The following is a 15,301-nucleotide window of genomic DNA, read 5'->3' as shown; positions in this document are numbered from 1 at the left end:
CTGATATATCCAACGTTTAATTGTTGGATATATCTAATGCCCATCTTGGATTAATTTCAATAGCCAACTCATTATTAACTTTTAACTTCAAGTGAATCATCCCCGCATAAGCTATCATTGCACCATTATCAGTGCAAAATGCGAGCCTAGGATAATAAGCTTGCCCATTTCTTTGTTGCATTAGACTAGAAAGTTTGTCACGTAATGAATCATTAGCGCTAACACCACCTGCAATAACTAAACGCTTATATCCTGTTTGTTCAAGAGCTCGGCGCACTTTTATTACCAAGGTATCCACAAGTGCATCTTCAAAAGCTCTAGCGATATCAGCTTTAGTTTGTGGATCAATAAGATTATCAGTTTTATTTTGATGAATAGTATTTGCAGCAGCCGTTTTAAGACCAGAAAAACTAAAATCAAGCCCAGGTCGATCGGTCATTGGTCTTGGAAAATGAAACCGAGAAGGATTCCCTTGTTTAGCTAATTGAGATAATTTTGCACCACCTGGGTAATCAAGTCCAAGTAGCTTAGCTGTTTTATCAAACGCTTCACCTGCAGCATCATCAATTGATTCACCTAATAATTTATATTGTCCAATACCAGTTACACTAAATAATTGAGTATGTCCTCCAGAGACCAATAACGCCACAAATGGAAACTTAGGAGGATTATCTTCAAGCATTGGCGCAAGCAAATGCCCTTCCATATGGTTAACCGCAATAGCAGGAACATTCCAAGCATAAGCGAGTGAACGCCCAATTGATGCGCCTACCATTAAAGCACCAATTAACCCTGGTCCCGCAGTATAAGCAACACCATCAATATCCGCTGAGGTTAAATTAGCCTCTTTTAATGCAGCTTGAATTAGTGGTACTGTTTTACGAATATGATCGCGTGATGCAAGCTCAGGAACCACTCCCCCATAATCAGCATGTAATTTAATTTGTGAATATAGTTGATTAGCCATTAAACCGTGCTCATCATCATAAATCGCAACGCCTGTTTCGTCGCAAGAGGTTTCTATGCCAAGAATCTTCATTAATGCTTACCTGAAAAATCTGATGTGTTTTCGTCGCTCCAAAGATCTTGTTCTGATATATCTTTATCAGCTATACGATATTCTTCTGTTGCCCAATCACCCAAATCGATAAGTTGACAGCGTTTACTACAAAAAGGACGGTATGGACTCTTTTCTGACCACTCGACCTCTTTTTGGCAAGTTGGACATTTAACAAATGCTTTTGTTAGACTATTCATTACTATTCTTTTCAAGTTCTCTTTAAAATTATTAGCAACATGCTAGCTCAAATTCAATGGTATCTATATTAACATTTTCACAAGTTTCAAGCGGTAAAAAACGTATACTATAACGAGACATATGCCCAGAAACTTTCGGATAAACTCTTTTATCTAAAGAAACGCGGATACGGATCAAATTTACATCGCCGTTTGTTTCTTGGAAAAAGTTATTACTATAATTAAATTTCTTAAATTCACCTAATTGCCTTATTAATTGCATACAAGATGTCAAGGATTCATCCAATAAGGACAAATTTTCTAACCAATTCTTAACTTGTGCATCTCGTTTTTCTTGAGAGAGTTTAAGCCACAGATAAAAAGAAGGTATATCAAAACTACAACATCCCCCAGGAATCATTAATCGTTGTCTAATTGCCATAATAAAACGGTCATCCTTTAAAGGCTGACCTAATCTAGATATTGTATTAAATCTAATTAAAAAAGACTCTAGCTTGCTCAGTAATCCATTTAATAACTCTTGATCTACACCATCAATATTTATCCATGCGTTAAGTTTTTGTTTTTGAGATTCAATCTCTTTTATCAAATCGCCTTTTACATCATTGCGTTCAATTATTTCAAGTAATTCTGATAATGCATGAAAAAAAAGCAATGCATTGTTTTGATTAAAATGACAATGCATATTGATCTGCTGTAACAAAAATTCAATACGTAACCAAATACGCATTTTTTCATTCAAAGGATGTTCAAAAATAATATCATTCATGCTTATTCATTCTTCATTTCCAAATGTTTTTAAATATTGCTGATGTAATTTATTGACTTGTAACGTTAATGAAGATAAATCACCATCATTTTTAATAATATCATCAGCATAAGATAATCTTTTACTAGAAGTAACTTGTGAAAGTATCATTTTTTCTGCTAATAATTCATCAACGTGATCTCTTTTAACCAAGCGAGCTAATTGTAGTGACTTTGGTGTGTCAATAATCAACACACGATCAGCAAATTCGTTTAAATTATTCTCAATTAATAACGGCACAACCCAAATGACATAAATTGCATATTGTTTGGCTAATAATAGCTGAGTTTCTTTATGGATAATTGGATGTAATAAGCTATTTAGCCAAAGCCTTTCATGATCATTATTGAATATAATTTCTCTTAACTGACTGCGATCCAAATCACCGTTTGGTAACAAAATTTCTTGGCTAAAATGCTTAACGATTTGTGAGAATGCATCTGTTCCAACTTGAACAACTTGACGAGCGATAATATCAGCATCAATAATTGGCACACCTAAATTAGCAAATAGATTGGCAATGGTACTTTTACCACTAGCAATCCCTCCACTAAGTGCAACAACATAAGACATGATACAAATTCCAACCTAGTAATACTATTAATAGTATATCATACAGTAAAGGTTCATTACATAACCTAAATCATCTCAACGTTATATAAAGAATTAGTAGTTTTTTATTACTACCCTTATATTTTGTAGATAACGCAATATCAATCATTTTCTAATAAAGAATAAGTATACCACCTATTAAATATTAAATACCCCATTAACTATGTCAATGTAAGTTTTTAGCATTAAATTCATAATTTAAAAACAATTAATGACATTAATCAATTGATGATCTTTGCACAAGGTAACAAAATTTATCTTAAGCTATATACATTAATTATTTATAGACTAAAAATAAATTAAATAAACAGTTGGCTTTATCAAATTGGCTGTATATAATTACATATATCTGTATATAAACACAGGAAAAAATATGAGACCATTAACAGAGCGACAACAACAGATTTATGACTTAATAAAAGAAAATGTTCAAACAACTGGTATGCCACCAACTCGAGCAGAAATTGCTAAAAGTTTAGGATTCCGTTCGGCTAATGCAGCTGAAGAACATCTAAAAGCACTAGCTAAAAAAGGAGCAATTGAATTGATAACTGGATCATCCCGGGGTATTCGACTATTGCTTGAAAATCAAGAAGATCCAAACGAATTAGTTGGTTTACCGCTTATAGGGCAAGTTGCTGCTGGTTCGCCAATTTTAGCTCAAGAACATATTGAAAGCCATTATCAAATTGATCCTTCTCTTTTTAAACCTCATGCAGATTTTCTACTACGCGTTCATGGCATGTCCATGAAAGATATTGGCATATTAGATGGTGATTTGCTCGCAGTACACAAAACACAAGATGTTAAAAACGGGCAAGTTGTTGTTGCTCGCATTGATGATGAGGTCACAGTAAAAAGACTATCTCGTCAAGGCAAAAATGTTCATCTTCTTGCCGAAAACGAAGCGTTTTCACCAATTGAAATCGATTTAGAACAACAAAATTTTGCTATTGAAGGGCTTGCTGTTGGTATTATTCGTAATGGGGCATGGATGTAACTATAAAGTTAGTATAAAATAGCGACTAATTATTGTCTAGGAGGAACGATATGTGGCTATTTTGGTTATACGAATTTTTAGGATTTATCGGTGTAATTTTACTCATTGCTGTTTATTGCCATTTTTGTAAGCAGAGTTTTTGGGCTTTTGTTTGGCAATATTTAAAATGGGTAGGCTTAGCGATTCTTGTTGTATGGTTAATTATTGCGATACTTTGTCGACAAGATTTATATAGTGCTACTCACTGCTACTTCCGAGGTGTCAGTATGCATGCAAACACTAAATACTCAATTTATTTAGGTGAATGTCAAGTAGAAACACGAAATGGCAGCTATGTACCAATCGACCGTTCTAGGGCGCTGCCGGGATCAAGCGATCATGAAAACACAATTGATAACGGTGCAGAAGAATTATACTATTAATCAATTTGATTAGATAAATTATTCATTAAATCAATGAGGTAATTGCATACAATTACCTCATTTTACATTGCATAAATAACTTACTGAGTTGTAGTTTACTAAACTTGTATTAAGAATACTCAATCATATCAATCATAATAAATCAAATGTACTGACATCTTACCAATAAAAACATTTAATATTGAAAAGTTACCGCTCAAAAGCATTTATCCCAACATTAAATTTTATTTATTTATTTCGCCTAATAATAATTTCTGCAAGGCTGATGCATTTTTAAACTCAGTAAAATCATTTATTGCTTGAGGCTGTTTAGCTGAATTAGTAACTGAACCAAGTACTTGCGTTGCCAATACTAAACCTTTTTGTTCCATTACCGAACGATTATAAAAATCAACTAAATCTTGCTGAGTGATTTTTTTAATCTGTGCTATTTTTTTATCTTTAGAATCAAACATAAAACGCGAAAACCGATAATCAGACATATAAAAATTGAGTTCATCATCTAATGTTTGCGGCGGCATAGTCAACGAATCAAGTACTGCTTTTTTGAACTGTTCAACATCTTCTTTTGATAATGCTTGCAATTTACTTAAAATAATTGGATAAAACGCTTGATAACGTTTTAACAAGTATACAGGATCATACTGATTACTTTGAAGAATAAAACTCAACCCAATTGAATCGCCAACAAAGGCAGGAACAGCAAATACAGCATAGCCGAGTTGCTCATTGGTGCGTAATTGGTCATAAAACCAAGGTGAAATAATTTTAGACAGAGTATAACTTAACACACTACTGCTTATGCGATCATAATTAATTGGAATATAAGCCATCATCAAAGCATTATCAGTGCTTTTAGCTTGCTGAGTAATTTGAGCTTCTAGCGGTTTTTTAATTTTAATATTTTCAATCGGTGTAAATCTAGCATCACGCACTAATGTTTTTTGGATTGAATGATAAAGATCCAATGAACCTTCATTAGACAAATTACCCAGACTTAACATATATGGCACAGAATGAGTTAACAAATTATCACGATAAGCTACAAGATCATTAACACTAATCTCTGAAGTAATTTGCCGCCGCTTATCACGTTCAAAATAATGAGGCAAATCAGACAAAGCATTAACAGCATTAACGGCTAACCAATAACTTTTAGCATGATCCGATTTATCTAATTGTTCAAGATACCAAGATTTAGCTAAAGCCAAATTATGCTCATCAATGGTAACATCCCGAAAACTATTAAGGATAGTAGTAACCATTTTCGGAAGATGTTGACTAAAACCACTAGCCCTAATCATCAAACCATTATCATAATTTGTTGATAATGACATACCGGCAACTGCAGCTTGAAATTGTAATTGATCTAAGCTACGGCTAATTATATAGTCAAGTAAATCAAACGACACCTTAGATTTTACATCAACAAAAGCTAGATTATTACGTAACGAAACCACAATTGCTGCTTTAGGTTCTTTAGAAAAATATTGACTAACAAAATGTATAAAATTCCCCCGATTGCTAAATTCTGCGGGTTGAATTTGATTACTATTTTTGTTTGAAATAGAAAAATCATCAGGAATATAAGGATTTAACTCTGGCAAACTAAACACATAATTTTTACCTAAAGCTACCCAATTTGATTTCTGTTGTTCAGTGATATTATCCATTTTATAGGGAGCTTCAACAAAATACGCAGTTTTATTGGTTGTTTGATCTGATGAAATCACCCAAAGCCTAACATTATCTGGTGTTAAACTTTTTAAGCGCTTATTAATCTCTGCTTTATCAAAATGGTTAGCAATATAATCAGAATTCAATATATTCTCAACAGGGTACATCAGCATCTGATCTGACAACCATTCTACATAAGACATATCGCGTTCAACATTTTGATACTTAAATTCTAATGCGAGAACTTTTTTAAGCTCTTCATAATAAATTTCAGAAATCCCTTCTTTTTGTATTAATTGTAAATAATTAAAAATGGCACCAATAACTATATCTTTTTGTGCAAGCCCCTCATCGGTTAACGTAGCATTAATACTAAAAATACCACTATTACCATAGCGAATCGGATCACTTCCTGCTTGAATACTTTCAATTAATCCTTGTTTTTGCAGTTGATCAGCCAAAGTATTTTGACTACGATTACTAATTAAATAGGCAATGTATTCATCACTTTTGTCAGCAAATTTAGCTAAGTTATCATCAATTGGGAATTGCAACATCAACAACTTTTTGGGTTGAGCCGGAACCATAACAATTTTCTTACTTAAATTATCAGAAGTTATTGCTGGTTTATCAATTTTAGGCACATTAATATTTTTATTAGGGATTTTACCAAAAGTACTTTCAGCTAATTTTGCCAATTTATTGATAGACTGATTACTATAAACCACCCCAACCATAATATTGGCTGAATAATAATTGTCATGAAATCGAACTAATGCATCTTGCAACTTACTGCTAACTTTATCGCTTAACGTTTCTAAATTACCACCTGAAAATTGCGAAGCTGGATGATTTTGATTAATTGTTTCAGAATCAACTTGCCCAATTCTAAAACCATCACTTGATCTAGCCATAGTCATTTCAGCGTTAACGGCATTGCGTTCTTTATCGGCAAAATTAGGATCTAACTTAGGATCGGCAATAGCATCGGCTAAATAATCAAGTGCTGTATCTAACGCACTATTTTCAACTTCAAAATAAAAAGCCGTTCTATGTGCTGCAGTACTGGCATTATAACTACCTGAATGTCGGCTTAAAAACTGTGAAAAACTCGCTGGTTCTGGATAATTTTTTGACCCTATCAACACCATATGTTCTGCATAATGCGCCAGCCCTTGCTGATCTTTAGGATCTTGTAAAGACCCAACAGGTAAAGCAAGTGATGCCAAAGATTTAACCGCTTTAGGATCTGACACTAATAAAACTCGCATATCATTAGCCAGCTTAATCACTTCATATTGGCGCTCATCTCGCTCGCTTTGCTGTATTTTTTCTAATAATACTGGTTGAACAAGTTTATTTTCAATAGCAAAAGAAAAATTGGAAATAATGAATCCTAGTACAATAAAAAAAATCAATTTAATTTTTATGTTATTCATATAATTTTCCCACTAAAAAATACTATTATATTCTAAATTCAATAATTAAGAACAAAACATAAATCTGAAATCGATAGAATGAAGGATCATATGTAATTCAAGTCAGCCTTAATGATCACTATTTTATCTACAGCCCCACTTTATTACTGCTCTAATTAGCAATAGTAAAGTAGTTAAAACCAAACAATCAGTTAAAAATACTTCTAACTTTAATACTCAATGAAATTTAATAACTAATTTGCACACTAAAAAAACAAAACATCAATTTCATAGATAAATAGACAAATTACTAAAAAAATAAACAAACAACCAATGAATATCCTGAACTAGAATTTATTTAAAAGCATTGAAATTTACAGCCCTAAATATGAAGATTAATAAAAAAGAAGAACTAAAATACTAGTTCTTCTTTTTTATTCTTTTTATAAAATTAATAGCCTAAAATCACAATTAATGTTCACGTGTTTCCCTAAATTCAACATCAGGGTATCTTTCCTGAGTTAAATTTAAATTAACCATACTTGGTGCTATATAGGATAAATTATCTCCACCATCTAAAGCTAAATTCTGTTCACATTTTCGTTTAAATTCTTCAAATTTTTTCACATCATTGCACTCTACCCAACGAGCAGTAGTAACATTGACAGGCTCATAAATGGCTTCAACATTATATTCCGATTTTAAACGAGCAACGACCACATCAAACTGAAGTACCCCAACTGCTCCAACAATTAAATCATTATTCATTAAAGGACGAAATACTTGCACAGCGCCCTCTTCAGACAACTGAACTAAACCTTTCAACAACTGCTTTTGTTTAAGTGGATCTTTAAGACGAATTCGGCGAAATAGCTCTGGTGCAAAGTTAGGAATGCCTGTAAATTTCAAATCTTCACCTTGTGTAAAGGTATCGCCTATTTGAATCGTGCCATGATTATGTAAACCAATGATATCACCCGCATAGGCTTCTTCAACATGTTCACGATCACCAGCCATAAACGTTAAAGCGTCAGAAATATTGATATCTTTAGCAATACGTACATGTCGTAACTTCATGCCCTTTTCATATTTACCCGATACAATGCGCATAAATGCAACACGGTCACGATGTTTAGGATCCATATTAGCTTGAATTTTAAAGACAAAACCACTGAACTTTTCTTCTGATGATTCGACTTCGCGCTTATCAGTTTGACGAGGTTGAGGTGTTGGAGCCCAATTAGTTAAGCCATCGAGCATATGATCAACACCAAAATTACCCAAAGCTGTACCAAAAAAAACTGGTGTTAAATCGCCCGACAAGAAAGCCTCTAAATCAAATTCATTTGATGCACCTTGTACTAGTTCTAATTCTTCACGTAATTGATTAGCTAAATCATCACCAACCGCTAAATCCAAATCAGGATTAGTTAACCCTTTAATAATTCGAACCTCTTGGATTGTATGACCTTTCCCTGATTGATAAAGGTAAGTTTCATCTTTAGCTAAATGGTAAACACCTTTAAATAACTTACCACAACCAATTGGCCAAGTAATAGGTGCACACATAATATTTAGCTCGTTTTCAACCTCATCAAGCAGTTCCATAGGATCGCGAATATCACGGTCTAGCTTATTCATAAAAGTTAAAATTGGTGTATTGCGCAACCGTGTAACTTCCATTAACTTGCGTGTACGATCTTCAACACCCTTTGCCGCATCAATTACCATCAAACAACTATCAACCGCTGTTAGCGTACGATAAGTATCTTCAGAAAAATCCTCATGCCCTGGGGTATCTAATAAATTAACTAAGCAGCCATTATAAGGAAACTGCATAACAGAGGTAGTAATTGAAATACCACGTTGTTTTTCCATTTCCATCCAGTCAGATTTAGCATGTTGTGCATTGGCACCACGTCCTTTTACAGTTCCAGCGGTTTGAATTGCATGACCAAATAATAATACCTTTTCAGTAATGGTTGTTTTACCTGCATCGGGGTGAGAAATAATTGCAAAAGTGCGACGTGCATTAACTTCATCTAAATAAGCTTGTTCTGTCATAAAATTAACTGTTTTAACTTACACAAAATAATTGTATATTTTAACAGGTATCGTTATATATTACCATTGATGTTATTGGTTATTGCATTTGCCTTACCCATCTATCTATGCATAATATTTACATTTACTACGAATCAGTAAATCGCTTTCTTCTTGCCAAGAAGTGTTAAATTAAAATGGAAGCTTCTATGAATATTCGTGATTTAAAATTGTACTTACACTTATGCGAAACGTGCCATTTTGGCATAACAGCAAATGCCATGCATGTTAGTCCATCAACGCTATCTAGACAAATTCAACGCCTTGAAGAACATTTCGGCCATCCACTATTTATCCGTGATAATAGACAAGTACAAATTACGCAAGTAGGCGAAAAAGTAAAACAATTTGCTCAACAGGTAATTAATCAACACCAACAGCTAAGGCAAGAACTAGATCAATTTAATCAACAACTAATGGGCGAACTTACCCTTTTTTGTTCGGTCACAGCCGCGTATAGCCATTTGCCGGATATACTTGATCATTTTAGGATAAATTATCCTCTTGTTGAAATTAAGTTATCAACGGGCGATGCGGCCGATGCAGTTGAAAAAATAAAGTCAAATGAAGCTGATTTAGCTATTGCAGGAAAACCAAAACAACTCCCTTCTGGCATCGAATTTTTAAAGTTCGGTGAAATTGAAATGGTGCTACTAATACCCAAGCTTAATAGCTCATTTAATGACAAATTACATCAAAAAAAGCCAGATTGGCATAATATTCCTTTTATTTTACCTGAGCACGGACCAAGCCGACACCGCATTGACTTATGGTTTAAACAACAAAAAATTATCAATCCTAAAATTTATGCCACAGTTGCTGGACATGAAGCTATTGTTTCCATGGTGGCACTTGGATGCGGTGTAGCATTATTACCAAAAGTGGTAATAGAAAATAGCCCAGAAAGGATTAGAGAACGCACGACCCAATGGCCAACAAATTTAATGGAGCCCTTTGATATAGGCATTTGTGTACAAAAAAGACGTTTATCAGAAAAAATCATTGCAGCTTTTTGGGCAATCAGCAATTTAAATTTATCACATATTCCAAAAGGTAAATAACAATCTTATTTTGGTAAATTTATTTTATGGATTAAGGTTTATCAGCATCATAACAAGACAACTTAAAACTAATAGCCACTCTATTTCTGGGTTTGATTTCAAATCGTTAATAATTTTACTTGTTCGCATACTTCAGGGTACAGCCTAAAAAAAAGCTCTTCTAACCGTTTATAATTTAACTCAATATCAAAAATTGTTTCTTTTAACAAATATAATTTTGGTCGCCGATTAGCCATCCCATTTAACACTTTGCCAATAAAATGAAGCGAAACATAATTTTCAAGCCAAACACCCTGCCACATTGCTCGCATAAAATCTTGATAGTCTAAAGGAAAATTAGAAATAAAAGGCTGTATCTGCAACTGAGTTGAGCGATTAAATTCAGCTACGCTCAACCCAACTCCATAAGTTGACCAATGCTTAGATAAAAAATGATCCCAAACAATATCCAATGTAATAGGTGCAACTCGTTGATGCGTTTTTCGAAATAGCAATTTAGCTTGCCTAACTTCGGGCAGAGTATCGGTCATCTTGTCGATTTTACGGTGCAACATAACGCCATTGGCAATCTCATTCGGATAAGTCAAATAAGGATCGCCTTTAACAAAATCAGCTAATGTATTGCCAATTAATGAACTATTGGCTAATGTTGCTAAGTGCAAATGTGCAAGAATATTCATAAAATAAATTCAACTATTATTCACGATGCTTAAACTCACCTTCAGCAAATCCCTCACGCCAATAACTAATAACATGTATAGCATTAGGAGGTAAATCCACATATTTATCTTTCAAAGCCTGACGCAATTGTTGAGCCAATGAACTTTCCATTCCTCCCCAGAATAATAGATTATTATGATTCACAATTTCGGAATCATTAATCACCTTATCGACTAATTGATTGGGTTTATTGTAATCACGAATAAACCAATTAATCTTAACTTTTTCATGAATTGGCAATGGTATAATATCGGTTTGATGATTAACTTCGATAAAAGCATAGGCAATATAATTATGAGGTAAATGTTCAAGTGTATAACAAATGGTAGGAACTGCTGAAATATCGCCCATTAACACAAGCGTTTCATTATTAAAGTTTAATTTACCAACTATACTGACAATACCAATCTGATTGCCTACTTTAGCTTCTTGAGCCCAGCGTGTTGCTAAACCTTCAGAGTGAATGGCAAAATCGATTGATAATTGATTAGTTACTTCATCAAAATAGCGAATACTATAACTACGTACAAGTTGGCGTATTTTATCGTTGACCACAATCTTATTATTTTCATCCAATTGTGGAAACATAATTGTACCGGTTGAAGGATCAGCAAAAAGTAACTTCAAGTGAGGGCATATCCACAGAGGATCAATCGTTAACCGTTTATCACAGCTAAACTGTACTCGAATAAAACTATCCGATATCCGCTTTACTTTTAACACCGTCAGTAAAGCATTAACGATCACTCTTCTTGGGCGTTCTAACATAAAATGAACCCTTATATTTCTTTTTCAAAACAAAAATAATCATACAACAAATATTTAATAAATTATGCTATCTTTTCAATTTATAAACCTGATATTCTTACACCAAACACACTTATTACCATCAAAAATTATATCAACTTAATGATTGTTAAGAGAACTTAAAGAAGCACGACTTAACTCATGCAAAATTCTCATTATCAAAAAAACACCGAACCAAACAATCTCAATCTAACTTAGGATGCTGATCGACTAAATCCTGACGCTGTTCTTGCAGAGTTTCGATCTGCTCATCTATGTCTTCGACTTTCTTCTCAATAGAATCAAAATGATCGGACAAAATTTCTTTTGCTTCTGAGCGATCAGACGCCGCTGGTGTTGCGCCTCTCAGTGGCTTATTAGCGGTTTCTTTCATTTTTAAGCCAGTGAATAATCCAATTAATGCCACTATCATTAAGTAATAAGCGGGCATATAAAGATTATTACTTTCTTCCACTAACCAAGCAGCAACAGTTGGTGTAGCTCCAGCTATAAGCACAGAAATATTAAACGAAATAGCCAGTGCGCTATATCTAATACGGGTTGGAAAAATAGCCGGTAAAATAGATGCCATAACTCCCGTAAAACAGTTAAGTAAAACCGCTAATATCAATAACCCTAAAAAAATTAACCCAATAACATCACTATTAATCATCATAAAAGTAGGATAAGAAAGAATAAATAACCCCAAACTTCCGCCGATTATAAATGGTCTACGCCCTATTTTATCGCTGATTAAACCAATCATAGGTTGCACAAACAACATACCAATCATAATAGCAATAATAATTAACACACCATGATCTGTAGGATAATTTAAATTATGCGATAAATAACTCGGCATATAGGTAAGTAACATATAATAAGTCACATTAGTAACTAGCACCAATCCGACACAAACAGATAAACTTTTCCAGTATTGAGTGATAATCTCTTTAAAGGTAATTTTTGATAGATTTTCGACTTTATCTTTATTATTTTCATCTATTGAATCAGTAAATTGTTGGAAAGCAGGCGTTTCCTCCAAGGCATGACGCAAATATATACCAATCAAACCCAATGGCAATGCAAATAAGAAAGGAATTCGCCACCCCCAATTTTGGAATTTAGCCTCACCAAGAATAGTTGATAACAACACAACTAAGCCTGCCCCTACTAAAAAGCCAGCAATAGAACCAAAATCTAACCAACTGCCCATAAAGCCCCTTTTACGATCTGGTGAATATTCAGCAACAAAAATAGCCGCTCCTGAATACTCTCCACCGATTGAAAACCCTTGCGCCAATTTAGCAATGAGCAATAAAAGTGGTGCTACAATGCCAATTGAGGCATAAGAAGGAATAAGCCCAATACAAAAGGTACTTAACGACATGATAACAATGGTAACAGAAAGGACTTTTTGGCGACCAAATTTATCACCTAAAATCCCAAACACTAACCCACCCAAAGGGCGAACTAAAAAAGGGACCGAAAAAGTTGCTAAAGCGGCCACAACTTGAATACTTGGTGATGCATCAGGAAAAAACACTTGCCCTAAAACATAAGCTAAAAAACCATAAACCCCAAAATCGAACCATTCCATAGCGTTCCCGAGTGCTGCTGCGGTTATCGCTTTTTTTAACTTACTATCATCAATAATGGTAATATCATTTATACTTAAGGGTTTATTTTTAGAGTCTATTGTTTTATTCATAAAATACCGCCTTTTTTATGCAAATAAAAGAAAAGGAATAATGCAACAAAATAAATCGGTTACTTATTAATACAGAATAAATACGTTTTAAATTACATATTAACTATGTGTTTCAATTAATTAAATTTGACGAAAAATCAAGCAAAGATAAAAAATAGAGGATAATAAAAAAGCAAAAACTGTTGTTATGTCGGTAAGTTAAATTTTAAATGAATATCGACAAAACAATTCCTTTTCGTGGAAATTAAGTAGATAAGTATAGCAATATTCCGCTTTTTTGTAAAATTGAAGCGAATGTGAAAGATTCTAGGGTAATTTATCCCTGTGTATACAGGGAACACAGTTCGATGCCCGATACATTTAATAACAACCGCGGTTTATCCCTGTGTATACAGGGAACACGCTTCCGCTGCTGTTTCAACGCTCATATTGAACGGTTTATCCCTGTGTATACAGGGAACACACTATCCCAAATCTCAGAAGCCATTCTTTAGCCGGTTTATCCCTGTGTATACAGGGAACACGAGTGCAAAAGTTGCTGGTCTCATAATTTAATCGGTTTATCCCTGTGTATACAGGGAACACCATCCGAATAATCGCCAGATCAATATTGGACACGGTTTATCCCTGTGTATACAGGGAACACTCTAATTGTAGCTATCTGTTTTATTTACAGTTATAGCGACCGATAAATTCTACCAGATTTTTTAAATTTTTAAAGATTTTTAACTTATTGATTTTTAAAAAGTCATAAGTAGGCTTGTTTTAATTTCTACCGTTCTACCAATAAAAAATTTTTTTTATTTTAAATTCAATAAGATGCAGTATTTGATTGAGCCTAAATAAAAAACATCACCTTTTGTTTTCGTATTGGTACAAGATTTATCATAACTGTTTTAGATTAATTCCCTTTTTTATTGGTGGTTTACTCCTGATTACGAAAAGATATTCCCTCTATCTTAATGCGAAAACCCTAACCCCAGTTAATTGATAAAATTTTAAGTGGGCTTAAAAGCAGCAACCTAAAAAAACATGACTCACTAAGCTTATCTTAAATTTCAATAAATTAACTTCAATTAAATATTGCAAATTGTGTAAAAATCGTGTAATTTTATGCCTGATTTTAGTTATCATTATTGATTATTAAAATTACCGATAAAAATAGATAAATATGACAAAACTAAATAAGTAGCAAGGTAGTATAGTTAAGGATGTCACGATTGTTAGTAGATCAAATGCCCGCATTATGCAGCATGATATTCATTCATTTGCATTGGTTTATTCACAATAAATTTGATTATTGTCCCTTACGGTTTGGTTTTCTAATAAAAACAAAGCAATCACGCTATCAATGTAACAATCCTCAACGCCAGATTTATGGCTATCTATTCATGCCCCTTAAAACAACTAATCATTAATCCATTTAATGGGGTAAAACGCACTTATTAAATTGAATGCGAAGAATAATAAGGAAAAAAAATGGTAAAACATTTAGATAAAATCGTCGAACAAGCAGGACAAGCAGGGAAAGATTTGCTTAGCCAATTAACAAATAAAGTTAGCCATAACCGTTATACACTAACCATTGATGAACTCAGCGCTCCTATATCGGTGTTAAACGTCAAAGGCGAAGAGGCCTTAAACCAGCTGTGGCGTTACACCATTACTTTTACCAGTGCCAATAAAACCCTATCTACCGATGCTTTTTTAAACCAACCGGCTACTT

Annotated in this window: 12 protein-coding genes, 1 pseudogene and 1 CRISPR repeat array; of the genes and pseudogenes, 4 read left to right on the top strand and 9 right to left on the bottom strand. The window is 33.6% G+C overall.

Annotated elements, in window-relative coordinates; genetic code table 11:
- Positions 1–16: 16 nt before the first annotated feature.
- The 4 genes from tsaD to coaE are packed head-to-tail and all read right to left on the bottom strand — an operon-like array spanning position 17 to position 2,638.
- Positions 17–1,039 (bottom strand): tRNA (adenosine(37)-N6)-threonylcarbamoyltransferase complex transferase subunit TsaD, encoded by a 1,023-nt coding sequence (tsaD, locus tag A9G36_RS07640; RefSeq protein ID WP_034946486.1) that lies wholly within the window; start codon positions 1,037–1,039, stop codon positions 17–19.
- Complete coding sequence (gene yacG, locus A9G36_RS07635) at positions 1,039–1,257, bottom strand: DNA gyrase inhibitor YacG (protein ID WP_034946489.1); 219 nt, start codon at positions 1,255–1,257, stop codon at positions 1,039–1,041. Before yacG ends, tsaD begins: the two co-directional genes overlap by 1 nt.
- A 31-nt stretch (positions 1,258–1,288) precedes the next feature.
- Positions 1,289–2,026, bottom strand: a complete 738-nt coding sequence (locus A9G36_RS07630; RefSeq protein ID WP_034946491.1) for a cell division protein ZapD — start codon at positions 2,024–2,026, stop codon at positions 1,289–1,291.
- A gap of 6 nt (positions 2,027–2,032) precedes the next feature.
- On the bottom strand, positions 2,033–2,638 hold the full coding sequence (coaE, locus tag A9G36_RS07625; protein ID WP_034946493.1) for a dephospho-CoA kinase: 606 nt from the start codon (positions 2,636–2,638) through the stop codon (positions 2,033–2,035).
- Positions 2,639–3,050: 412 nt separating this feature from the next.
- On the opposite strand from coaE, the gene lexA reads away from it, so the two are divergent.
- Positions 3,051–3,677, top strand: a complete 627-nt coding sequence (lexA, locus tag A9G36_RS07620) for a transcriptional repressor LexA (RefSeq protein ID WP_034946494.1) — start codon at positions 3,051–3,053, stop codon at positions 3,675–3,677.
- 50 nt (positions 3,678–3,727) lie between these two features.
- Entirely contained in the window at positions 3,728–4,099 is a 372-nt protein-coding gene (locus A9G36_RS07615) for a hypothetical protein (protein WP_065569600.1), read from the top strand.
- Between the two features lie 224 nt (positions 4,100–4,323).
- Here the strand turns inward: A9G36_RS07615 and ptrA are convergent, their stop codons facing one another.
- Together ptrA and prfC are read right to left on the bottom strand one after the other, a co-directional pair.
- On the bottom strand, positions 4,324–7,215 hold the full coding sequence (gene ptrA / locus A9G36_RS07610; protein ID WP_065585593.1) for a pitrilysin: 2,892 nt from the start codon (positions 7,213–7,215) through the stop codon (positions 4,324–4,326).
- Between the two features lie 450 nt (positions 7,216–7,665).
- Positions 7,666–9,258, bottom strand: coding sequence for a peptide chain release factor 3 (prfC, locus tag A9G36_RS07605; RefSeq protein ID WP_065585592.1), 1,593 nt, complete (start codon positions 9,256–9,258; stop codon positions 7,666–7,668).
- 188 nt (positions 9,259–9,446) lie between these two features.
- Here prfC and ilvY point away from each other — a divergent pair, with 188 nt between their 5' ends.
- The gene (gene ilvY / locus A9G36_RS07600) at positions 9,447–10,358 is read left to right on the top strand and encodes an HTH-type transcriptional activator IlvY (RefSeq protein WP_065569597.1); all 912 of its coding nucleotides are present in this window, start codon (positions 9,447–9,449) and stop codon (positions 10,356–10,358) included.
- A 98-nt stretch (positions 10,359–10,456) separates the two neighbouring features.
- On the opposite strand, the gene A9G36_RS07595 is transcribed toward ilvY, so the two are convergent.
- The 3 genes from A9G36_RS07595 to proP form a co-directional block, all read right to left on the bottom strand.
- Positions 10,457–11,038 (bottom strand): acyl carrier protein phosphodiesterase, encoded by a 582-nt coding sequence (locus tag A9G36_RS07595; RefSeq protein WP_065569596.1) that lies wholly within the window; start codon positions 11,036–11,038, stop codon positions 10,457–10,459.
- Between the two features lie 16 nt (positions 11,039–11,054).
- Positions 11,055–11,846, bottom strand: coding sequence for a siderophore-interacting protein (locus A9G36_RS07590; protein WP_065569595.1), 792 nt, complete (start codon positions 11,844–11,846; stop codon positions 11,055–11,057).
- A gap of 223 nt (positions 11,847–12,069) precedes the next feature.
- Positions 12,070–13,575, bottom strand: a complete 1,506-nt coding sequence (gene proP / locus A9G36_RS07585; protein WP_034946509.1) for a glycine betaine/L-proline transporter ProP — start codon at positions 13,573–13,575, stop codon at positions 12,070–12,072.
- Positions 13,576–13,887: 312 nt separating this feature from the next.
- Positions 13,888–14,221: a CRISPR direct-repeat array (repeat unit 29 nt; unit sequence CGGTTTATCCCTGTGTATACAGGGAACAC).
- 833 nt (positions 14,222–15,054) lie between these two features.
- On the opposite strand from proP, the pseudogene A9G36_RS07580 reads away from it, so the two are divergent.
- A pseudogene (locus tag A9G36_RS07580) lies at positions 15,055–15,301 on the top strand (hypothetical protein); the annotation flags it as partial.

Source organism: Gilliamella sp. Choc6-1 (genome assembly GCF_001690385.1).
GTDB classification, from domain to species: domain Bacteria; phylum Pseudomonadota; class Gammaproteobacteria; order Enterobacterales; family Orbaceae; genus Gilliamella; species Gilliamella apicola_A.
The sequence above is the reverse complement of the archived record's forward strand: the minus strand, read 5'-3'. Positions and strand labels throughout refer to the sequence as shown.

Bases quoted from the DNA above. Each gene is read 5' to 3' on its own strand.
- yacG (WP_034946489.1), bottom strand. From the start codon at position 1,257: ATGAATAGTCTAACAAAAGCATTTGTTAAATGTCCAACTTGCCAAAAA.
- A9G36_RS07630 (WP_034946491.1), bottom strand. From the start codon at position 2,026: ATGAATGATATTATTTTTGAACATCCTTTGAATGAAAAAATGCGTATT.
- ilvY (WP_065569597.1), top strand. From the start codon at position 9,447: ATGAATATTCGTGATTTAAAATTGTACTTACACTTATGCGAAACGTGC.
- lexA (WP_034946494.1), top strand. From the start codon at position 3,051: ATGAGACCATTAACAGAGCGACAACAACAGATTTATGACTTAATAAAA.
- A9G36_RS07615 (WP_065569600.1), top strand. From the start codon at position 3,728: ATGTGGCTATTTTGGTTATACGAATTTTTAGGATTTATCGGTGTAATT.
- A9G36_RS07590 (WP_065569595.1), bottom strand. From the start codon at position 11,846: ATGTTAGAACGCCCAAGAAGAGTGATCGTTAATGCTTTACTGACGGTG.
- A9G36_RS07595 (WP_065569596.1), bottom strand. From the start codon at position 11,038: ATGAATATTCTTGCACATTTGCACTTAGCAACATTAGCCAATAGTTCA.
- tsaD (WP_034946486.1), bottom strand. From the start codon at position 1,039: ATGAAGATTCTTGGCATAGAAACCTCTTGCGACGAAACAGGCGTTGCG.
- prfC (WP_065585592.1), bottom strand. From the start codon at position 9,258: ATGACAGAACAAGCTTATTTAGATGAAGTTAATGCACGTCGCACTTTT.
- proP (WP_034946509.1), bottom strand. From the start codon at position 13,575: ATGAATAAAACAATAGACTCTAAAAATAAACCCTTAAGTATAAATGAT.
- ptrA (WP_065585593.1), bottom strand. From the start codon at position 7,215: ATGAATAACATAAAAATTAAATTGATTTTTTTTATTGTACTAGGATTC.
- coaE (WP_034946493.1), bottom strand. From the start codon at position 2,638: ATGTCTTATGTTGTTGCACTTAGTGGAGGGATTGCTAGTGGTAAAAGT.